The organism is Bifidobacterium aemilianum (genome assembly GCF_003315635.1).
Lineage (GTDB): Bacteria > Actinomycetota > Actinomycetes > Actinomycetales > Bifidobacteriaceae > Bifidobacterium > Bifidobacterium aemilianum.
On record NZ_PDCG01000008.1, the window covers coordinates 23,838 to 43,564 of the forward strand.

Genomic DNA, 19,727 nt, shown 5'->3' on the forward strand with positions numbered 1-19,727 from the left:
CGGTCTCGGCACGGTGCGGCCTTTGCCAGGCAGAGGGCAAGGATGCTTCCTAAGCTGTGCCTCCGTGCATTACCTCACCCCCGTCCTTGGGTCGCACCCACAAGATCAGCTACCGCGATAAGGTTCAGGATCAGCGAGCGGTGGACATGTGTCTAGTGGGTGGGGCAGGAACTGCGGGCATACCGGTGTGAATACTGTGGCTCCCGGCAGCTATGCATCGACGGGGCCAGCATCCCCAGGACCTTCTTCGGCATCGTGGTGCCGGTGATGCGGCCTTCCATCATCTCTGTGGCCATATTGGAGGACATGTGGATATGGAATGACTTCCTCCTGCCCTTTTGACCTTTAATCTGGGGAAATGCAGGACCATAAGCATAGCCGTACAGCAGCTGAAGGGGAGCTTTGGGTCGGTTGATATTGGTGCCATGATAGCTTGCCTGGTCCTGGCGATTATTCCTATTCTCCTCTGCTACTTGATATGCCAGAAATACATCATCCCCGGCGTTCTGGCGGGGGTGGTCACAGGCTAGGCAAGAATCTCGGGACCATATCGTGGCCGTGTGCGAACGCGCCGGTTGAGCATGGTGCGGATCTGCCAGGGCATGGCTGCCAGCGGTCGGCTGTTGGCTTTATAGCAAAGCTTGCTAGACTGTTGAGCTTATAGCGTCAACAGTAAGGAGTGGTCATGGCTGAGCATCAGACTCAGAGCGGTCCCGTACAGGGCAAGAACAAGGAGGATTTCGTTCCGGAAGGTGACGGCAGGGGCATCACGATTTCGGGCGTGCCCAACGCCAGGGGTATTGGTGGGTTCCCCACCCTTGACGGTCGTAGGACCAAGAGCGGGCTCTTCTTCCGTTCCGCGGGCCTGAACTTCATGGATGAGGGAGGCGTTGACGACCTGCACCGTTTGGGTGTCAAGCTTGTGGTCGATCTCCGGGCCCCCTGGGAGGTGAGCCAATGGCCCTATCAGCTGCCGGACGACATCAAGGTCGAACGTGTGAGCCTGCTGTCTGAGGATTCGCAGCCGGGCGACGGGTCGGACGGCACACTGGGGGAGCAGGCCCAAGGTGAAGAGCTTGGTATGCAGATGGCCCCCATGTACCGTGACATCGCTTTCGGCAGCGCCGGCAAAATCATGGGGATCCTCAAGGAGCTGGCCACCGGTGATGGCCATCCCATGCTCATTCACTGCACGGCCGGCAAGGATAGGACCGGAATCACCGCTGGCATCCTCATGAGCCTTCTGGGTGTTCAGGAGGACATGGTGGTTTCCTCCTATGCCCAATCCGCCGGCAACTTGGGGCAGGCCTTCAAGGAGGCAGTGCTCAAGGGGCTGCCAGCCGATGCTCAGGGCGCGGACGACCTGGAGGGTGCCCAGTCCGCCTTGCTGGCCTCCCCGCCGGCCTTGCTCCAGGGCCTGCTTCAGGAGATCCGTCAACGGTTCGGCTCCGTGGAGGGCTACTGCCTGCGCAACGGTATGGAGCCCGCCGAGGTCCAGACCCTACGTGATCTCTTCTTGGAGTAGCCCCGGATATTGTCTAACGCTGGTCAGGGCCCGGTATGTGTGGTGCTGTGCCCTGCTGCGTGGTTGCTGGCAGGGCATGGTTGTTCCTGCCCCTCCTTGTTCCTTCAGCAAAGCCCCCCGAATCGGGGGGCTTTGCCGTATCTGCGCTTCGTTTCAGAAACATTCTTGAGGAATCTGGAAAAGTCGGGAATAATCATCTATAGTTCAAAGTTGAGTGATATAGGCTCAAGTTTAGAGACGAGGTGGATGAACCAGCCGGGAGGGATTCCGACCGGTTAGGGGAATCGCCGCTATCCGCGGCTTGAGCGGAAACGTAAGACAGTACAGACGAATAAAAGGAGTACAGACATGGGACGTGCAGTAGGCATTGATTTGGGAACCACCAACTCCTGCATCGCAACACTTGAGGGCGGCGAACCCACCGTTATCGTGAACGCCGAGGGCGCTCGCACCACACCGTCGGTCGTGGCATTCAGCAAGTCCGGCGAGATCCTGGTCGGCGAGGTCGCCAAGCGCCAGGCCGTCACCAACGTGGACCGGACCATCTCCTCGGTCAAGCGCCACATCGGCACCGACTGGTCTGTCGACATCGACGGCAAGAAGTGGACCCCCCAGGAGATCTCCGCCCAGATCCTCATGAAGCTCAAGAGGGACGCCGAGTCCTACTTGGGCGAGCCCGTGACCGACGCGGTCATCACCTGCCCGGCCTACTTCAACGACGCCCAGCGTCAGGCCACCAAGGATGCCGGCAAGATCGCAGGCCTCAACGTCCTGCGTATCATCAACGAGCCCACCGCGGCAGCTCTGGCCTATGGTCTGGAGAAGGGCAAGGAGGACGAGCGCATCCTGGTTTTCGACCTCGGCGGCGGCACCTTCGATGTCTCCCTGCTGGAGATCGGCAAGGATGATGACGGCTTCTCCACCATCCAGGTCCAGGCCACCAACGGCGACAACAAGCTGGGCGGCGACGACTGGGATCAGAAGATCATTGACTGGCTGGTCGGTGAGGTCAAGAACAAGTACGGCGTGGACCTGTCCAAGGACAAGATCGCTCTGCAGCGCTTGAAGGAAGCCGCCGAGCAGGCCAAGAAGGAGCTCTCCAGCTCCTCCTCCACCTCCATCTCCATGCAGTACCTGGCCATGACCCCCGACGGCACCCCCGTCCACCTGGACGAGACCCTGACCCGCGCCCACTTCGAGGAGATGACCGCGGACCTGCTGGACCGTTGCCGTACGCCATTCAACAACGTGCTCTCCGACGCCGGAATCTCCGTCAAGGACATCGACCATGTGGTCCTGGTCGGCGGCTCCACCCGTATGCCCGCTGTCAAGGAGCTGGTCAAGGAGCTCACCGGCGGTAAGGAAGCCAACCAGACCGTCAACCCTGATGAGGTCGTGGCTGTCGGCGCCGCCGTCCAGTCCGGCGTCATCAAGGGCGACCGCAAGGACGTGTTGCTGATCGACGTGACCCCGCTCTCCCTGGGTATCGAGACCAAGGGCGGCATCATGACCAAGCTGATCGACCGCAACACGGCCATCCCCACCAAGCGTTCCGAGGTCTTCTCGACCGCCGAGGACAACCAGCCCTCCGTGCTGATCCAGGTCTACCAGGGTGAGCGTGAGTTCGCCCGGGACAACAAGCCTCTGGGTACCTTCGAGCTGACCGGCATCGCCCCGGCCCCCCGTGGCGTCCCGCAGATCGAGGTCACCTTCGACATTGATGCCAACGGCATCGTGCACGTCGGTGCCAAGGACAAGGGCACTGGCAAGGAGCAGTCCATGACCATCACCGGTGGTTCAGGCCTGCCCAAGGACGAGATCGACAAGATGGTCAAGGAGGCTGAGGCCCACGAGGCTGAGGACAAGCAGCGCAAGGAGGACGCCGAGACCCGCAACCAGGCCGAGTCCTTCGCCTACCAGACCGAGAAGCTGGTGACCGACAACAAGGACAAGCTCTCCGACGATGTCTCCAAGGAGGTCACCGAGAAGGTCGAAGCCCTCAAGGAGGCTCTGAAGGGTGAGGACATGGAGAAGATCAAGTCCGCCCAGTCCGAGCTCATGACCTCGGCCCAGAAGATCGGCCAGGCCCTCTACGCCCAGGGTGACCAGGCCGGAGATGCTGCCGGTGCCGCAGGTGCTGGTGCGGCTGGTGCCGCTGGTTCCTCCTCCGACGATGACGTGGTCGACGCCGAAGTGGTGGATGATGACGAGTCCAAGGACGAGAAGTAATCATGGCCGAGTTCAACAAGGACGACTACCTGGATGATCTGCCTGATGCGGACCAAGTGGCCGGTGACCGGAAGGCTGGTGGGGCGGCTGACGAAACAGCCGCAGACCAGCCGGCCGCCGGCGCCGACGGCGACGCCAATCCGCCAGGGGCGGGGAAGGGCTCTGAAGATGGCCCCGACCAGCAGCAGTCCGACGGCAAGCAGGGCAGCGCCGATGGCGAGGATCAGCTGACCCCCCTGGGCCAGGCCAAGAAGGAGGCCGCCGACTATCTGGAGGCCCTCCAGCGCGAGCGCGCCGAGTTCGTCAACTTCCGCAACCGCTCCCAGAAGGAACAGGACCGCTTCCGCCAGCACGGCATCATCGACGTGCTCACGGCCCTGCTCCCCGCCCTGGACGACATCGACCGGATCCGTGAGCACAGCGACCTGGATGAATCCTTCCAGGCCGTGGCCACCAAGATCGACAAGGCCTTCGAGAAGTTCGGTGTGGAGAAGTTCGGTGAGAAGGGTGAGTCCTTCGACCCGACCAAGCACGAGGCCATCCTGCACAAACCGGACCCGGACGCCAAGTCCGAGACCGTCGACACGGTGGTGGAGGCAGGCTACCGGATAGGCGACAGGGTCATCAGGGCCGCCCGAGTGGTGGTCGCCTCACCCCAGGCCTGACGACCAGGCTGACTGATTGATACGTGGGTGCGTTGCCTGGTGCAGCGCACCCACACTACTACTGAGGCTCATCGGACTGGACCGGTGGGCCGGTCAATTCATCCAGGGAAGGAGGGAATGACAATGGCTGAAAACGATTGGCTGAGCAAGGACTTCTACAAGGTCCTGGGGCTCACCAAGGAGGCCAGCGACGCTGACATCACCAAGGCTTACCGCAAATTGGCTCGTAAATATCATCCGGACCTCAACAAGACCAAGGAGGCCGAGGAGAAGTTCAAGGACATCTCCGAAGCCTATGACGTACTCAGCAACAAGGAGGAGCGTCAGAAGTACGACGCCATCCGTCAGTTCGGCATGGGAGGCGCCAGGTTCGCCGGCGGCTCTGGGCAAAGCGGATTCGACTCCTCTGGCTTCTCCGACTTTTTCGGCTCCATGTTCGGCGGGGGTGCCGGTGACGGTTCCGGTATCCGCTTCTCGACAACCGGTGGCGGCCAGCCCAACATCAACGACATCTTCTCCATGTTCGGTGGTGCGCCGCAGGGTGCCTCCTACGGGTCCGGCTATGGGTCCGGCTATGAGGAGCGCCCGCAACCGCGCAAGGGCGAGGACCGGAACTCCAGAATCAGCCTGACCTTCCGCCAGGCGGTCAAGGGGGCCACGGTGTCCCTGGGGGTCAGCGGCTCCAAGTTCAAGACCCACATCCCCGCAGGGGTCAGGGACGGGCAGAAGATCCGCCTGGCCGGCAAGGGCAAGCCAGGGGTCAACGGCGGCAAGGCCGGGGATATGTACCTGACCATCTCTGTCAAAGCGGACCCCAAGTTCTCCATGGAGGGCAAGGATTTGGTCATGGCCCTGCCCGTCACGGTCGGCCAGGCCGTGGCCGGTGCCAAGGTCCGGGCCACGGATATCGACGGCAACACGGTGACCTTCAAGGTTCCGGCAGGATCATCCTCCGGCAGCGAGGTGCGCATCTCCGGCAAGGGGCTGCCCGGCGGTGAGGGCGACCTGGTCGGACGGGTGGAGATCCAGATTCCCGCCAAGCCGGGCCTGGCCCTCAAACATGCGGCCAAGGAGTTCGACAAGGCCTCAGGCGATTTCATCGACCAGCTTGAGCAGGAGCGCTGATAGCCATGGCACGAGTGGAACGGCAGATACGCGCCCTCTATGAGATGTGCGCCCTGGCTATGGTTCAAGGCCGGGCCGACCTGGACGGAGCCGCAGAGGTAGGTTTCGACATCAATCTGCCGGTCTTCACCGTAGGCAAGGCCGGGGAGCTGGCCAGTGTGCACCCCCAGACCCTGCGCCAGTACGACCGCCTTGGTCTCGTCGTCCCCCAACGCACCGAGGGGGGCGCCCGACGCTACTCCCTGCGTGACGTGGAACGGCTGGTGCAGGCCCAGGAGCTCAGCCAGGAGGAGGGGGTCAACATCTCGGGTGTCTCCCGGATCCTGGAGCTCCAGGAGGAGAATCGGCAGTTGCGCCGGCAGATACGGCGTATGAAAGCCGACCAGGAGTCCAGTGTCTTCGCGGCCGACAAGGACGGCGACATCGTGGAGGTGCCCCGGTCCGAACAGGCCCGCCAGTGGCGGCATCAAATCCGAGTCCGCTCACGCGAGCTGCCGGTCGGCCGTACCGGTGGCCCCCAGTCCGACTCCAAGTCCATGATCCTCTGGGCCAATTACCTGAGGTGAGTACCTGAGCTGAGCGTCTACGTGTCCACGCTTCTACGTGTCTACGTGTCTGCCCGTCCACACCAGCACACCTACACACAGGGCCGGCCGACTATACAATGTCGGCCAGCCCTGCTGTGATATAGACATACCGTAAGGCCCTATGGGCATATGGACTACTGAGACAACGGGTGGAGCAATGCTATTGAAAGCCGTCTTCTGGGACATGGATGGGACGCTGATAGATTCGGAGCCCTACTGGCACGAGTCCGAGATGAAAATCGCCGCCGAATATGGCGGGTATTGGGATGATGATTTGGGTTGGCAGGGTTCCGGCAAGCCGGTCCCCGAAGTGGCCAAGATGATGGTTGCACACGGGACCAAGCTTTCCATCGAGGAGATCGGCAAGGGCATGATCGACTATGTGACGAAACGCGAGCAAGAGCGCATTCCCTGGATTCCCGGTGTCGAAGACCTGCTGCGCTCGCTGTCGGCTGCCGGTGTCCCCTCGGTGTTGGTGACCGCCTCGCCACGCAACCTGGCGCAGAATCTGGTCAACCAGGCTCCGTCCGGGTCCTTTGTGGATTTTGTCAGCGGAGACGATGACGTGGCCAAGAAGCCGGATCCGGCCCCCTACCTGCGGGCCGCGGAACTGCTGGGGGTAGCCCCCGAAGATATGGCCCGCTGCATCGCTGTAGAGGATTCCATCTCCGGTATCACCTCGGCTGCCAGGTCGGGTGCCACCACCCTGGCCCAGACCGCCTACATGCGCAACGACACCAGCGCCGGCCCCCAGTTCGCTTCACTAAACGGATACGCCGGCATCACCGTTGACTCCTTGGACGGTTACATCCGCCAGCGCCTGGGGCAGTGAGCCGACTCAGCCCCAACCCCTCCGGCTCTTGGGCCTAAATGTTGTGAAACACGCGCCCCACACATTAATGCGGAATTTGTGACGTTTGGGATCGGCAACATGGCGAGCACGCGCTAGGGCATGTGGATGTGGCGTTCTGGCCTGGATGCACAAAGGCTTGTGCCGGGGGCGCAAAGCTATTCGCCGACTCAGCGCAAGCCATGAATCGCAGATGGGGACTACTCCTGCTCGACGGGGTGGCCGCCGAACTCCTTACGCAGAGCCGAGACCACCTTCATGGTCGTGGGGTCGGCGATCTGCGAGTCCTGGCGGGCATAGAGGGAGGCGGTGGTGACCGGGGTGGGCACGCCCAGCTCCAGGGCATCCTCAATCATCCACTTGGCCTCACCGGACTCGTTGGCTTTGCCGGCTATGTGCTTGAGGCCCGGATCCTCCTTGAGGGCTTTGACCAGCAGGTCCAGGAGCCAGGAGTTGATGACCGAGCCCTCCCGCCAGGAGGCCATGACCTGGCCCGGGTCCTTGACCAGATCGGAGGCATCCATAACGGCGTAGCCCTCGGCCAGGGCCTGCATCATGCCGTATTCGATGCCGTTGTGGACCATCTTGGTGTAATGGCCAGCCCCGGTGCCGCCGGCGTGGACCAGTCCGTTCTCACCTTCGGGCTTGAGGGTCTGAAGGATGGGCATGACCCGCTCCACGTCCTGGTCGGTGCCGCCGACCATCAGGGCGTAGCCCTTCTCCTTGCCCCAGATGCCGTTGGAGGTGCCCACGTCGACCAGGTGGATGCCCTTGGGTTCCAGCATCCTGGCGTGCATCTGATCATCGGCGAACCTGGTGTTGCCGCCATCGACGATCAGGTCGTCGTCGGAGAGGAGGGAGGCCAGCTGGTCCATGGTGCTTTGGGTCGGCTTTCCGGCCGGAACCATGACCCAGATGATCCTTGGCGTCTCCAGTGCCTCAACCAAGGCCTGGATGGAATCCACATCCCTGCCGGACTGGGGGTCCAGATCGTAACCGACAACCTCGTGGCCGCCGGCCCGAAGCCTGTCGGCCATGTTTCCGCCCATACGGCCCAAACCAATCATTCCGATCTTCATATCTGCACTTCTCCTCTGTAATGGATGCTGTTTCTTCAGTTGTTGACTTCCGCCGGCCATCGCCGCTGTGCCTGGTTGGTTGGCGCAGCGGCGATGGGGCTAGTGGTTCCTTTTGGCCTGGCGGGCCCGTTCCGCCTCGACAGCTTCGGTGTGGGCATCGGCCGTGCACTCCAGACCCAGCGCGTCGATGACCTCCTCGGATTCGGTCTGAGGTGACGCTTGCCGGTCAACGTCTATGGTCACGTGAATCTCGTCCGGTCCCAATGATTCCAAGGTGTCGAACTGGGACTTGAGCATGTCGGGCTTCATGAAGTGGCCCTTGCGTTGGGAGAGCCGCGCCATGATGACGTCGTAGTCGCCGGCCAGGTGGATGAAGATCACGCCGGGCATCCGCAGTTTGTCCCGGTAGGAGCGCTTCAGGGCCGAGCAGGTGACGGTGCCGGGAACCCCCCTGCGGATATGGTCCTCGATCCAGTCATGGATCTTGTCCAGCCACGGCCAGCGGTCGTCGTCGTCCAGGGGAATGCCCTGGGCCATCTTGTCGATGTTGGCCTGGGGGTGGAAGTCATCGGCCTCGGCCATGTCCCAGCCCAGCTTCTGGCTGAGCTCGGTGTTCATGGTGGTTTTGCCGCAGCCGGCGACCCCCATGATGACCAGGATCGGGGTCTTGCCGTCCAGATACCCCGGCGGCACGGTGTTTTCCATGGCCTTGGGTATCTGCGTGTTCTGTGCGTCTGTCATGATGAAGCCTTTCTATGCGCCGGGACGGGAGGCCTTCCAGCCCCGGCGCCATGATTGATGAACGGTGCCAGGACCTGTGTCAGATGGTCAGCGGGATGAAGAGGCTGAGGATCATGACCAGAATCAGAACGACGACCGAGAGCAGGCATTCCAGCACGGACCAGGTCTTCAGGGTCTGGCCCACGCTCATGCCGAAGTATTCCTTGATCAGCCAGAAGCCGGCGTCGTTCAGATGCGACAGGAAGATGGACCCGGCGCCGATGGCCAGGACCAGGAGGGTGACGGCCATGGGGCTGGCGTGCATCATGGTGACGGCGTTGGAGAGGATGCCGGCCGTGGTCAGGATGGAGACGGTGGCCGAGCCGGTGGCCACGCGCACGAAGACGGCGATGAGCCAGCCAAGCAGGAAGATGGAGACGTGGGAGGTCTCGACGAAGCCGCCGATGATCTTGCCGATGCCGGTGCCCACCAGCACGCCCTTGAAGCCACCGCCAGCGCCGACGATCAGCAGAATGCCGGCCACGGCGGGCAGGGAGGCTCCCAGGGAGTCATTGACGGTCTTCCAGGAGATGCCGGAGGCCCAGTGCAGGACGATCATGGAGAAGACCAGGGAGATGGCCAGGGCCATGGAGGGCGCCCCGATGAAGTTGATGGTCTGGGAGAAGGGGTCGGTGGCCTTGGTGAAGCCGGGGATGGCGATCTCGAAGATCGAGGTAAGCAGCATGAGCACCGCTGGAAGGAGGATGCACAGGAGGGAGATGCCGAAGGAGGGGAGCTTGGTCTCCTCCTTGGAGGCCTCCTCGCTCTTGACCGTGAAGTTGGCCGGTGCCTCGATGGGGACCCACTTGGCGGCGATCTTGGAGAAGAGGGGGCCGACGATGAGCAGGGTGACGATGGCGACCGGGATGCCGAACATCATGGTCAGTCCGACGTTGCCGCCGTCCTTGAACTGGCTGATGGCTGCCAGCGGGCCGGGGTGGGGCGGCACGCAGGCGTGCATGATGGACAGGCCAGCCAGGGTGGGGATGGCAACCCGCATGAGGGGGAGCTTGGTGCGCTGGGCGGTCAGGATGATGACGGGCACCAGGATGACCAGGCCGACCTCGAAGAACATGGGCAGGCCGATCAGGGCGCCGATCAGGGCCATGATCCAGGGGATGGTGGCCGCTGTGGACTTGGATACCAGGGTGTTGACCACCTGTTCGGTGGCCCCCGTATCCATCAGCACCTTGCCGATCATGGCTCCCAGGCCGATCAGGATGCCGACCGAGCCCATGGTGTTGCCGAATTCGCCGGTGAAGCTGGTCAGGGTGGCCATGGGGCCGTAGCCTGAGCCGATGCCGACCACCAGGGCCGCTCCCAGAAGGGAGACGAAGGGATGGAGCTTGGCGACGGTGACCAGGAGGATCAGCACCACCAGGCTGAGGACCAGGCTTATGCCCAGTCGTGTGGGGTTGAGTGCGACTGCCGGAGCAGCGTCAGCGGCCAGAACGGTCCCGCCCGCTGTAAGGCTCATCAGGGTTCCCATGGTTACTACCTCTTCTCTGAGGAATGAAAACGGGCGCTTGGGCTGCAACCCATCTCATTGATTCGCTTCTTTATTTGTATGACGTAATAGGCAATGTTGCTATATTACGTATGTTGTAATAACAATCTAGACCATGACCATTGGCTGCGCAAGTGAACCTCGTGCCGGAATTGATAGGCATTGCGCAAGAGACCACTCCTGCGAATCCAATGTGATAGCCGACTCCAGCCTATCTAGCGGGCAAGCAGCAGGTGCGGTCTTTCCTGATTGCGTAAAGGGGCACGGGTAAAGACCGGGAATCTTCCTGATTGCCGATTCGGACTGATGGACATTGCTAGAGTGGTGGTCATGAACTCCGAAATGACTGTATCGGCTGAACCGTCTGCCCCCGATGCGCCGGTTGAATCGGCCGGGCAAGCGGCTGAGATGTCCCTGCATAATCGACTGCTCGACCAGTGGGGTATGGCCATTGTTGGAGGAGATGTGCATGAGGGGCAGCATTTGCCCGATCCCGATTTCTACGAGGGCACCCCCTCAAGAACGGCCACACGTGAGGCCACCAGGGTCCTGGAGTCCATGGGCTTGGTCAGCGTCAAACGTAAGGTTGGCGCCACCGTCAATCCGGCCGACCAATGGAACATCTTCGACCCCCAGGTCATCGACTGGCGCCTTCGTGGGCCGCGACGCAGGGAAGTGCTCCACGAACTCTCCCAGCTACGGGAGGGGGTTGAGCCCCTGGCCGCCCAGCTGGCCGCCAGCAACGCCACACCTGGTGACTGGGCCACCCTGACCCAGGCGGCCATCACCATGGTCGCCCACAGCGAGGAGGCCAACCGGCCCGCCTACCTGGCCGCCGACGAGCTCTTCCACCGTACCCTGCTCAAGGCATCGGGCAACAGTATGTTCGCCGCCCTGGGTGACGTCATATCCTCCATCCTGATAGGCCGGACCAAGTACGAGCTCATGCCCCGCAAGGCCAATGAGCACGCCCTCCGCCTCCACAGCGACGTGGCCGCCCTGATTCGCAGAGGCGACGGCCAAGGCGCCAGGGAGGCCATGGAATGGATCGTAGGCGAATCCGACGCTGCCATAGAGCAGATCGCGAAAGGTGAGTAGGCGGAAGGGATTCCCCCTGGCTCAATTCGATATTCTGAAATGCGGCCTGTTGCTGTCGTTGCAAAGTTGCCCGCACGAACCGTCAGTGGTGTAGGGGCTTGTAGTTCTGAATGCTTGGCCTCGGCGTGGTATCTATGCTCTGCCGCTAGAAGCGCGTTGCTTCAGGCTATGGATACGATTGGTGTTCGTTTGACTCGCCATGAGATATGCACGGCACATTGCCAATGGGCCGTGAAAGACCTTCGTGGAGCTGATGGTAATCGAAACCACGACCTCTTCGATGCGAACGAAGCGCTCTACCAACTGAGCTACAGCCCCATTGCCTCAGCAGAGACAACTCTAACGAGAGTAGTACAAGCTCTGCCCAAGCGCAATGACCCGTGTGCGTGCTTGGGCAGGGGCGAGTTACTCCGCAGCTGGCTGCCTCTTGCCGAACTTGGCCTTGTAGAGGCCGACGATGGTGGGAATCAGTGAGATGGCCAGGATGGCCACGATGACCAGCTCGAAGTTCTTCTGGACAAAGGGGATGCCGCCGAAGAAGTAGCCCAAGAGGGTGAAGAGGGTGGACCAGACCAGTCCTCCCAGCACCGAGAAGGGCGTGAACCGTGACCAGCGCATGCCGGAAAGCCCTGAGATAAAGGGCATGAAGGTTCTGATGAAGGGGAAGAAGCGGCCCAGGAAGACGGCCAAGGGCCCCCACTTGTCGATCATGGATTCCGTCTTGGCCAGGCGTTCGTGGGTCATGGCCTTGACCTTGCCTGATTCGATGATTCGCCTGCCGAAGAAATGGCCGATGAAATAGTTGCACTGGTCTCCGACGATCGGGGCGCACCAGACCACGGGCAGCAGTGCGAACAGGGGCAGGGCCGACTGGCCGGTCCTGGCGTCCGGGGCGGCGAAGAAGCCAGCGGCGAACAGGAGTGAGTCACCCGGCAGGAAGGGGAAGAAGACCACACCCGTCTCGATGAAGACGATGAGGAAGATGAAGCCAAGCGTCGGAGCCACACCCATGGAGATCCATCCCGCGATGATGGTCCGGGGGTCCTTGAGCAATTCGATGATGAATCTGATGAAGCCCATGCAAGTCCTGTCGTTGTGGTCAATGCAGCTGCATACGGTCGGCCCGTTTCAAGTCCGGCCTCGGCCTCAGCCATAGGCCTGATGCTCAAACACCAGCGAATCCGCATGCCTGTATATCCGCATTTCACTGTATCAGCCAGTCTGTAAAGCTTCTGCAAGTGCGGCTGAAAGGCGGCGCTTGCCGCAGGCGGAACAAAGCCCCATCCACGTGCCGACCGGTTTGTTGAAGCGATTGACAAATTATGGGGGGCTGCTACGTTGGGCAATTAACTCTCTGTACTTGCGCCCTGTTGGTGGCGCACTATGGAATGGGGCTAAGTATGGCTGGAACCATCGGAAAACCAGGGGGCTCCAGGCCATAGCGCTGATAACGGCACCCGTTTCATGGGAGTGGATGGCGAGGGGACCCGGTAGTGGCCATTCCCGACTCTCTGGTCTACAAGCCCCGGCGCGATCGGTAGGTTTGGTTGTAAGTGCTTGGTGGCCTCCCGATTAAGCTCAAGTCCTTGCTCAAAAGGTTTCGGAATTGACGGATTTTCCAGTTCGGTGTTATAGTTAGCGAAACGTTTCGATTAGCTGGATCGTCAGGAGCTGGTCGACATGCTTCAGCGGTGTTGACGTGGTCGTCAATGGTATAAGGAAGGGGTGAGGATGCCTGGAATAAAGGATGTGGCACAGCTCGCCGGCGTATCGGCCTCCACCGTCTCCTATGTGCTGACCGGCAAGCGCTCCATTTCTGCCAAGACCACGAACAAGGTCATGAAAGCCATAGACCAGTTGGGCTACACACCGGATGCTCGTGGGCAAAGACTGCGCGGTAGCCGAAGCCAGGTCATCGCCTTAAGCGAACCGATTCGTGAGGGCATGAACCAGGTTCAGTACAGTGCCTACTTCATGCAGGCGGCCTTACAGGCTCGCAAGGCTGGGTATGATGTGCTCCTGCTTGGTGCCGAAGACGCTGTTGGAGACATCAGGCGTGTGACCAATGGGAATCAGGCCGACGGGGTGGTTCTGCTTGATGTCATGGCAGATGACAACAGGTCAGCTGAAGCTGGCAGCTATACCAAACCCTCGGTTGCTATTGGATACCCCCATAGTCACGAATCATGCGCCTGCATTGATATAGACTTTGTCGCCTTGGGCAAAATGGCGGCCCGAAAGCTTGATGACTTTGGCCACAAGCGAGTGGTTCTCCTGCGTGGTCTTGAGGATAATTACGCGCGCGGTGCCGGGTACATGCTGCTCTTCCGAGCCTCCTTCCTTAGTAACTGCGAAAAACTCGGCATTGAGGTTAGGGAATCCGGCAAGGTCACCCCGGACTTCGACGCGGAGGGCTTTGTCCGTAATCTAATTCTGGGCCCAAAGGCTCCGACGGCCATTGTCAACCAGTCTCAGGCTGGCATCCTGAACGTTGTGCTCGATGCTCTGGGCAAGGCAAGGATTCGGGTTCCTGAGGATTTATCGGTTATCTCCTGTGGAACCTTCCTGCAGGGAGAGATGATTCGTTATCCCGTCAGTGAGGTGCCCTTGGACCCTGGGACATTATGCCGCAAGGTCATTACGGTCCTGGTGGATGCCATTGAGAATAAACGTGACATCAGAGGGTTGGTTGAGCTTACCGAACCAACATATGTCGATCGAGGTTCCCTGGGTCCGGCCCCAGGCGATGGAAAGGAGATTGGCCAGACGTTGTAATGGAATCGGGCCCATGGCCTGAGCAATTCCGGGTGCTGTTCGTTGTGGAAGAGCCTCGGTTCATTGACTGCCTTTCAAAGAAGTGAGGAAGTACATCAAGAAGAACGAAGGAGTCTTTTATAGGAAGATTCGAAACGTTTCGATTGTTGTGGTGGACCCACATCTGAGAAATATGATGATTAAGGAGAAAAGATGAAAATCAAAGGTATGGTTGCCGCTTTGGCTATCACAGCCATGTCGATAAGCACCCTTGCGGCTTGTGGAAGTGGCGACAATCAAAGTCAGGAGAAGCCAGAAACCCTGTCTGTCTGGACCTATGAGTCACCGACTTCGGCACAGTACCACGCTTGGAAGAAGGCTGCCGAGGAGTTCACAAAAGAGACTGGCATCAAGACCAAGTTCGAGACCAAGTCCTTCACCCAAATCGCGCAGAACAGCAGTCAGTTTCTGGATTCCGACCAGGCGCCGGATGTCATGGAGTCCAACCGTGGCAACGGAAGCGCCGGGATGCTTTCCTCCATGGGTCTGCTGAGCGACCTTGGCCCCTATGTGAAGAAGTACGGTTGGGATAAGAAGGTTACCCAGGCGGATTCCTCCATGGCCCGTTACGATGATAAAGGGATTATGGACGGTAACACCTGGTATGGCCTCCCCAGCTATGCGGAATTCCAGCGGGTCTACTACAACAAGGACATGTTCGCCAAGTATGGCGTGGAGATTCCCACCACCATGGATGAGTTCGAGCAGGCCTGCCAGAAATTCAAGGATGCCGGCGTGACGCCCATCGACGCGGATGCCGGCGAGTATGGAGTTCTCTGGCTGTGGTGGCAGCTGGTGTCCACCAAAGCCGACAAACAGTTCATGGCGGATTGGCAGATGTACAAGCACGATGTCAATTGGAAGAGCGAGCCGTTGACCTACGCCACCAATACGATCAATGAATGGCTTGAGAAGGGTTATATCTCCCGCAACGCCACCGGTCTCAAGGCAGAGGACACCAATTCGTCCTTCATCAAGGGTGACTATCCCATGTACCAGACCGGCACCTGGAACCAAAGCCGCTTTATCTCACAGGTCAAGACCTTCGATTGGGAGGCGCACATTCTTCCCGGCTCTAAGCTGGCCCAGGGCTGCACCGGCAATCTCATGGTCATTCCCGAAAAGTCCAAGCACAAGGACTATGCCGCTCAGCTCCTGGACAAGATCATCTCCGACGGCATTCAGAAGGGCATTGCCGAGGAGGGTGGCATTCCTGTCTCCTCCAAGGTCAAGACCTCTTCCAATGAGAAGAACCAGGCCATGATTGAGGAATACGCCTCCTTCTCCAAGAAGGACGCCCTGTCCTACTATCCCGACTACCCTGCTGCCAACCTGACGGATGCCATCCCTGCCGCTCTGCAGGAGCTGGTCAACGGCACCAAGAACCCCGACCAGGTTCTCTCCAGCATCAAGGATGCCTACACCTCTGGTGTTAAGGATATGGACGTTAAGAACTGAGCGTAGAGCGCCTCACCTTCCACAGGTAACCGAACGACTGGTCGCCAGTCGTTCGGGCCTGTCCAAACATATACGAACTTCAGTGAGATGGGAGACTGGGATGTCTCAACAAGTGGTAACCAAAAAGCCGGCGCTCTCCCGATTGCCCGGCAGCAGGCCTTCAAAGTTCCTGCCATATCTGATACCGGGTTTGGTGGCCTTGCTGGTCATCGTGATTGTTCCCTTTGGGTGGAACATCTATCTGAGCCTTACCCGCTGGCGCGGGGTCGGTCCGGTCAAATTCGTTGGTTTCGCCAACTGGCAGAGGCTCATGGCTGATGCGACCTTCTGGAAGTCCTTCCTCAATTCCTTTTGGATCATCGTCGCCATCGTGGTCATCCCCACCGCGCTGGGCCTGCTGATCTCCTCGGTCCTGACGGATGTCATCCAAAAGAAGTTCGGTTCAGGCAACGCCTCCTTCATCAGGGCACTTTACTACTTGCCCCAGCTCCTGCCCGTAGCTGTGGCATCGGTTATCATGGGGTGGATCTTCAGACCCGATGATGGAGCGGTCAACGACCTGCTTGAGAAAATCGGCTTGGGATCCCTTCAGCACAACTGGCTGGGTGACGCGGACAGCGCCCTGCCTATCCTCATGGTCATCCTTATCTGGATTCAGCTGGGCTACCCAATCGTCATCTTCATGTCCGGTCTGCAGAGGGTCGATCCGGAGCTCTACGAGGCCGCAAGCCTTGACGGGGCCAACTGGTGGCAGAAGTTCCGTGTGGTGACCCTGCCCTCTATCGTCCCAGAACTTTTGGTGGTCATCCTGACCGCTACCATCGGGGCATTGAAGACCTTCGGACCTGTCTACCTGTTGACCAAGGGTGGCCCAGGCACCACCACTATCGTGCCGTCGTACTACTCATACAACCAATTCTTCCAGCTCCATCAAGTGGGGTATGGCGCGGCCATTTCAACCGCTCTGACCTTGGTGATCATCGTCTTTTCGGTGATTTTCACCATTATTCAGGGTCGGGTCGAGAAGAACGCGGCATAGGGGAAAGGAGCCATCTATCATGACGGACGCAACAGTTCAAACACCCTCGCAAGGCGCGAGCGGCAAGGTTCGAAATCAATCCAAGCATATACGCACCTGGGGGGACTGGCTGGCCCTGGTATTTTTGATCATAGGCGCGCTTGTAATGCTTTTCCCCCTGCTCATCCTGGCAATGAACGCCTTCAAGACCATCGGCGACTATAACGCCAACGGTCCTTTGACCCTGCCGGACCATCCGACCATGGAGGGCATCGCATCCTTCTGGAAGTCCAGCAACTTCCCCCTTAAGTTCGTGAACAGCTTCGTGATCGCCCTGGTGGTCGCCATTCTTGGTGTGACGCTTTCTGTGCTCAATTCCTTTGCGCTGGGTATCGGACGTGTCAAGGGGAACAGGTGGATAATACTGCTCATCATGCTGGCCAACATGATGCCCCAGGAGGCTCTGCTCTACCCCCTTTACACCATGTTCAAGCAGGTGGGCATCTACAATTCACAGCTGTCGATCATCGTGATCTTCACCGTGATTCAAAGCGCCTACGGCACCTACTTGTTGTCGGCGGTATACGGAACCTTTCCCCAGGCGATTCTGGAGGCCGCCACCATTGACGGAGCATCACGATGGGAGACCCTGCTCAAAGTGGTGCTGCCGATATCCTGGCCGACCATCAGTGTGCTTTTCGTCTTCTTCTTCGTGTGGACGTGGAACGAGTATATGATTCCCATGGCCTTCCTGATGGACGACAACGTACAGACCATACCGCTGGCACTATCCGCTCTCCAGGGGCAGCACACCATTGATGCCACCCAGCTGGCCTCGGCCTCGCTGCTGAGCATCATCCCGACCATCATCTTCTTCATCGTCTTCCAGCGCAAGCTTAACCAGGGCATTGTCGCTGGAGCCGTCAAGTAAGGCCGGCTCACCGACGTTGACTAGGCGTTCGTGGTGCGCGTATGCAAGAACGGGCGCCTTGGTATGGAATTCCAATATCAGTGAGAATATTGACATAAACATCAGCGGCAGGGCGGCGACGAACGGGAAGCCCGTCCGAGCAGCAAGGGCGCGGTCTGTGCTGAACAGGCGCAAGGAAGCTCCCACACGTACTGCACGGCAGCGACAAGTCTCAACAGCGAAAGGTACAGGAATATGGACCAGGTGACTGGCATGGGGTATGGCATGGGAGGCTTCGACTCCCTCATGATGGCTTCGGGCGGGCGCTCGCGGTGCGTCAACGCGGAGAACCCCACGGGCGGCAAGGGGGTTGCGGCCATGGCCGCCAGCCATCTTGGCCCCTCGCGCAAGGGGAAGCCCTGCCTGAGCACCGTCAAGGCGGGGGAGTGCGTGACCCTGATGGATGTGGACGGCCCCGGCATCATCCGCCATATCTGGATGACCGTGACCGACAAGACCTCGCCCAAGGGCCTGCACGTGCTACGCAACCTGATTCTTGAGTTCTACTGGGACGGCGAGGAGACCCCCTCGGTGGTCAGCCCCATCGGCGACTTCTTCTGCTGCGGTCACGCCCAGGCCTGCCGCATCAACTCCCTGCCGGTCATGGTCAACCCCAACAGGGGCTTCAACTGCTTCTTCTCCATGCCCTTCGAGCATGCCAGAATCGTGCTGCGTAACGACCACAACGAGGACGTGCCCGCCTTCTTCTATCAGATCGACTACACCGAGGTCGACCAGCTCCCCGCTGATGCCATGCGCTTCCATGCCCAATGGCGGCGGCAGAAGGTCACCGAGCTGGCGCACGACTACGTGATACTCGACGGGGTGAAGGGCCGGGGCACCTACTTGGGCACCTACCTGGCCCTGACCGCCCTGGAGAGCCGCTGGTGGGGCGAGGGCGAAATCAAGATGTACATCGACGGTGACGGCGACTACCCCACCTGGTGCTCCACCGGCACTGAGGACTACTTCGGCGGGGCCTGGTCCTTCGCCGCCTTCGACGACCAGGGCCACATGCGCGAGGAGACCTACAACGGCCCCTTCATGGGCTTCCCCTTCCGCTCCCAGACCATGGCAACCCCGGAGAGCGCCTACTGGGACCAGGCCAGCCCAGTCATGCGCGGCCTCTACCGCTGGCACCTGCCCGACCCCATCCATTTCCAACAGGATCTACGCGTGGAACTCCAACAGATCGGCACCGGCGAAAACGGCCTCTTCGAGCGCTCCGACGACGTCGCCTCCGTGGCTTACTGGTACCAGACCGAGCTCCACTCCCCCTTCCCGCCCTTGGCCGACCGCTGTGGCCGGCAGCCACGCTGATGTGGCCGGCAGGCCCCCATGGCCTGCATTGAGGCGTATGTCAGGGTGTGGGGGGTTAGGTGTGTGTTGTTGGGTGTGGCAGTGCCCCCGAGCTGTGCTGGGTCGGGGGCACTGTTTGTGCTGGTTGGGGTGGGGCCTGGCTGGTGTGTTGTTGGTTTAGTGTCTGAGGTTGTGTCCTGTTTGTTTTCGGCGGTGTGTGAGTCCGATGGCGGTCAGGGTGGTCAGGGGTAGGAGGATGCCGAGGGTGGGTAGGGTCCAGGCTCCCAGTGGTCCTCCGGTGAGGGGGAGTTGGGTGATGGCTGGTGCCCATTTGGCTTTGAGGAGGGTCCAGTCGGTGATGGGTGTGGTGGTGGGGTCGAAGTCGGCTCCGTTGTTGGTCCATCCGGTCAGGATCCATCCGGGTTTGGTTGGTGGGTCGGGCATGGTGGCCAGGTCGCCGTGGGGGACGTCGTTGATGTATTTATTCCAGGTGGTGCCGTCGGGCCAGGTGCCGCCGTTGGGGTCCAGGGTGAGGGTGTAGGCGGCTCGGGTCCATCCCATGTATAGGTCGGTGTCGGCGGTGATGGCCTGTCCGGTGTAGTGGGTGGTGGCCGCTGGGTCGGTGTACCAGTCGTCGAACCACCATCCGGTCCTGGTGGGTATGGTTATCTCACCGTACAGGGCGCTCATGGCGCTGTCGCCGTCGCCTACGTGCAGGGTCCA

Annotated in this window: 17 protein-coding genes, 1 tRNA gene and 1 pseudogene; 13 read left to right on the forward strand and 6 right to left on the reverse strand. The window is 60.3% G+C overall.

Annotated elements, in window-relative coordinates; all coding sequences use genetic code 11:
* Window positions 1-216: 216 nt before the first annotated feature.
* The 7 genes and pseudogenes from CRD60_RS07300 to CRD60_RS07330 form a co-directional block, all read left to right on the forward strand.
* Window positions 217-530, forward strand: a pseudogene (locus CRD60_RS07300) (ABC transporter permease subunit); the annotation flags it as partial.
* Window positions 531-685: 155 nt separating this feature from the next.
* On the forward strand, window positions 686-1,525 hold the full coding sequence (locus CRD60_RS07305) for a tyrosine-protein phosphatase (protein ID WP_113860626.1): 840 nt from the start codon (window positions 686-688) through the stop codon (window positions 1,523-1,525).
* A 348-nt stretch (window positions 1,526-1,873) separates the two neighbouring features.
* Window positions 1,874-3,754, forward strand: coding sequence for a molecular chaperone DnaK (gene dnaK, locus CRD60_RS07310; RefSeq protein WP_113860627.1), 1,881 nt, complete (start codon window positions 1,874-1,876; stop codon window positions 3,752-3,754).
* Window positions 3,755-3,756: 2 nt separating this feature from the next.
* Complete coding sequence (gene grpE / locus CRD60_RS07315) at window positions 3,757-4,419, forward strand: nucleotide exchange factor GrpE (RefSeq protein WP_113860628.1); 663 nt, start codon at window positions 3,757-3,759, stop codon at window positions 4,417-4,419.
* Between the two features lie 123 nt (window positions 4,420-4,542).
* On the forward strand, window positions 4,543-5,544 hold the full coding sequence (locus CRD60_RS07320; protein ID WP_113860629.1) for a DnaJ C-terminal domain-containing protein: 1,002 nt from the start codon (window positions 4,543-4,545) through the stop codon (window positions 5,542-5,544).
* A 5-nt stretch (window positions 5,545-5,549) separates the two neighbouring features.
* A complete protein-coding gene (locus tag CRD60_RS07325) occupies window positions 5,550-6,110 on the forward strand; it encodes a heat shock protein transcriptional repressor HspR (protein WP_113860630.1) in 561 nt (186 codons plus the stop codon).
* Window positions 6,111-6,288: 178 nt separating this feature from the next.
* Window positions 6,289-6,963 (forward strand): HAD family hydrolase, encoded by a 675-nt coding sequence (locus tag CRD60_RS07330; RefSeq protein WP_113860631.1) that lies wholly within the window; start codon window positions 6,289-6,291, stop codon window positions 6,961-6,963.
* A 218-nt stretch (window positions 6,964-7,181) separates the two neighbouring features.
* Here the strand turns inward: CRD60_RS07330 and gnd are convergent, their stop codons facing one another.
* The 3 genes from gnd to CRD60_RS07345 form a co-directional block, all read right to left on the reverse strand.
* On the reverse strand, window positions 7,182-8,120 hold the full coding sequence (gene gnd, locus CRD60_RS07335) for a phosphogluconate dehydrogenase (NAD(+)-dependent, decarboxylating) (protein WP_113860632.1): 939 nt from the start codon (window positions 8,118-8,120) through the stop codon (window positions 7,182-7,184).
* A 39-nt stretch (window positions 8,121-8,159) separates the two neighbouring features.
* Window positions 8,160-8,801 (reverse strand): gluconokinase, encoded by a 642-nt coding sequence (locus CRD60_RS07340; RefSeq protein ID WP_201737243.1) that lies wholly within the window; start codon window positions 8,799-8,801, stop codon window positions 8,160-8,162.
* Window positions 8,802-8,880: 79 nt separating this feature from the next.
* Window positions 8,881-10,317: a GntP family permease gene (locus CRD60_RS07345; RefSeq protein ID WP_113860643.1), complete on the reverse strand. Its 1,437-nt coding sequence runs from the start codon at window positions 10,315-10,317 to the stop codon at window positions 8,881-8,883.
* A 372-nt stretch (window positions 10,318-10,689) separates the two neighbouring features.
* Between CRD60_RS07345 and CRD60_RS07350 the strand changes: the two genes are divergently transcribed.
* Window positions 10,690-11,445, forward strand: a complete 756-nt coding sequence (locus CRD60_RS07350; protein ID WP_161522212.1) for a FadR/GntR family transcriptional regulator — start codon at window positions 10,690-10,692, stop codon at window positions 11,443-11,445.
* A 245-nt stretch (window positions 11,446-11,690) separates the two neighbouring features.
* Here the strand turns inward: CRD60_RS07350 and CRD60_RS07355 are convergent.
* Both CRD60_RS07355 and CRD60_RS07360 read right to left on the reverse strand, forming a co-directional pair.
* Window positions 11,691-11,763: transfer RNA gene (locus CRD60_RS07355), tRNA-Ala, on the reverse strand.
* Between the two features lie 87 nt (window positions 11,764-11,850).
* A complete protein-coding gene (locus CRD60_RS07360; RefSeq protein ID WP_113860634.1) occupies window positions 11,851-12,525 on the reverse strand; it encodes a DedA family protein in 675 nt (224 codons plus the stop codon).
* A 651-nt stretch (window positions 12,526-13,176) separates the two neighbouring features.
* Here CRD60_RS07360 and CRD60_RS07365 point away from each other — a divergent pair.
* The 5 genes from CRD60_RS07365 (at window position 13,177) to CRD60_RS07385 (ending at window position 19,025) form a co-directional block, all read left to right on the forward strand.
* Window positions 13,177-14,220, forward strand: coding sequence for a LacI family DNA-binding transcriptional regulator (locus tag CRD60_RS07365; RefSeq protein ID WP_113860635.1), 1,044 nt, complete (start codon window positions 13,177-13,179; stop codon window positions 14,218-14,220).
* 192 nt (window positions 14,221-14,412) lie between these two features.
* Complete coding sequence (locus CRD60_RS07370; protein WP_113860636.1) at window positions 14,413-15,717, forward strand: ABC transporter substrate-binding protein; 1,305 nt, start codon at window positions 14,413-14,415, stop codon at window positions 15,715-15,717.
* A 100-nt stretch (window positions 15,718-15,817) separates the two neighbouring features.
* On the forward strand, window positions 15,818-16,756 hold the full coding sequence (locus tag CRD60_RS07375) for a carbohydrate ABC transporter permease (RefSeq protein ID WP_113860637.1): 939 nt from the start codon (window positions 15,818-15,820) through the stop codon (window positions 16,754-16,756).
* A 19-nt stretch (window positions 16,757-16,775) separates the two neighbouring features.
* Window positions 16,776-17,666 (forward strand): carbohydrate ABC transporter permease, encoded by an 891-nt coding sequence (locus tag CRD60_RS07380; protein ID WP_113860638.1) that lies wholly within the window; start codon window positions 16,776-16,778, stop codon window positions 17,664-17,666.
* A gap of 234 nt (window positions 17,667-17,900) precedes the next feature.
* Window positions 17,901-19,025 (forward strand): glycoside hydrolase family 172 protein, encoded by a 1,125-nt coding sequence (locus CRD60_RS07385; RefSeq protein ID WP_113860639.1) that lies wholly within the window; start codon window positions 17,901-17,903, stop codon window positions 19,023-19,025.
* Between the two features lie 156 nt (window positions 19,026-19,181).
* Here the strand turns inward: CRD60_RS07385 and CRD60_RS07390 are convergent.
* Window positions 19,182-19,727 (reverse strand): InlB B-repeat-containing protein (locus CRD60_RS07390; RefSeq protein WP_145961905.1); only part of this gene is annotated, 546 nt, incomplete at its 5' end.

Excerpts from the sequence above, each read along its gene's own strand:
- CRD60_RS07360 (WP_113860634.1), bottom strand. The coding sequence starts at position 12,525 with ATGGGCTTCATCAGATTCATCATCGAATTGCTCAAGGACCCCCGGACC.
- CRD60_RS07330 (WP_113860631.1), top strand. The coding sequence starts at position 6,289 with ATGCTATTGAAAGCCGTCTTCTGGGACATGGATGGGACGCTGATAGAT.
- CRD60_RS07380 (WP_113860638.1), top strand. The coding sequence starts at position 16,776 with ATGACGGACGCAACAGTTCAAACACCCTCGCAAGGCGCGAGCGGCAAG.
- grpE (WP_113860628.1), top strand. The coding sequence starts at position 3,757 with ATGGCCGAGTTCAACAAGGACGACTACCTGGATGATCTGCCTGATGCG.
- CRD60_RS07305 (WP_113860626.1), top strand. The coding sequence starts at position 686 with ATGGCTGAGCATCAGACTCAGAGCGGTCCCGTACAGGGCAAGAACAAG.
- CRD60_RS07375 (WP_113860637.1), top strand. The coding sequence starts at position 15,818 with ATGTCTCAACAAGTGGTAACCAAAAAGCCGGCGCTCTCCCGATTGCCC.
- CRD60_RS07350 (WP_161522212.1), top strand. The coding sequence starts at position 10,690 with ATGACTGTATCGGCTGAACCGTCTGCCCCCGATGCGCCGGTTGAATCG.
- gnd (WP_113860632.1), bottom strand. The coding sequence starts at position 8,120 with ATGGCCGGCGGAAGTCAACAACTGAAGAAACAGCATCCATTACAGAGG.
- CRD60_RS07345 (WP_113860643.1), bottom strand. The coding sequence starts at position 10,317 with ATGAGCCTTACAGCGGGCGGGACCGTTCTGGCCGCTGACGCTGCTCCG.
- CRD60_RS07320 (WP_113860629.1), top strand. The coding sequence starts at position 4,543 with ATGGCTGAAAACGATTGGCTGAGCAAGGACTTCTACAAGGTCCTGGGG.
- dnaK (WP_113860627.1), top strand. The coding sequence starts at position 1,874 with ATGGGACGTGCAGTAGGCATTGATTTGGGAACCACCAACTCCTGCATC.
- CRD60_RS07325 (WP_113860630.1), top strand. The coding sequence starts at position 5,550 with ATGGCACGAGTGGAACGGCAGATACGCGCCCTCTATGAGATGTGCGCC.
- CRD60_RS07385 (WP_113860639.1), top strand. The coding sequence starts at position 17,901 with ATGGACCAGGTGACTGGCATGGGGTATGGCATGGGAGGCTTCGACTCC.
- CRD60_RS07340 (WP_201737243.1), bottom strand. The coding sequence starts at position 8,801 with ATGACAGACGCACAGAACACGCAGATACCCAAGGCCATGGAAAACACC.
- CRD60_RS07370 (WP_113860636.1), top strand. The coding sequence starts at position 14,413 with ATGAAAATCAAAGGTATGGTTGCCGCTTTGGCTATCACAGCCATGTCG.
- CRD60_RS07365 (WP_113860635.1), top strand. The coding sequence starts at position 13,177 with ATGCCTGGAATAAAGGATGTGGCACAGCTCGCCGGCGTATCGGCCTCC.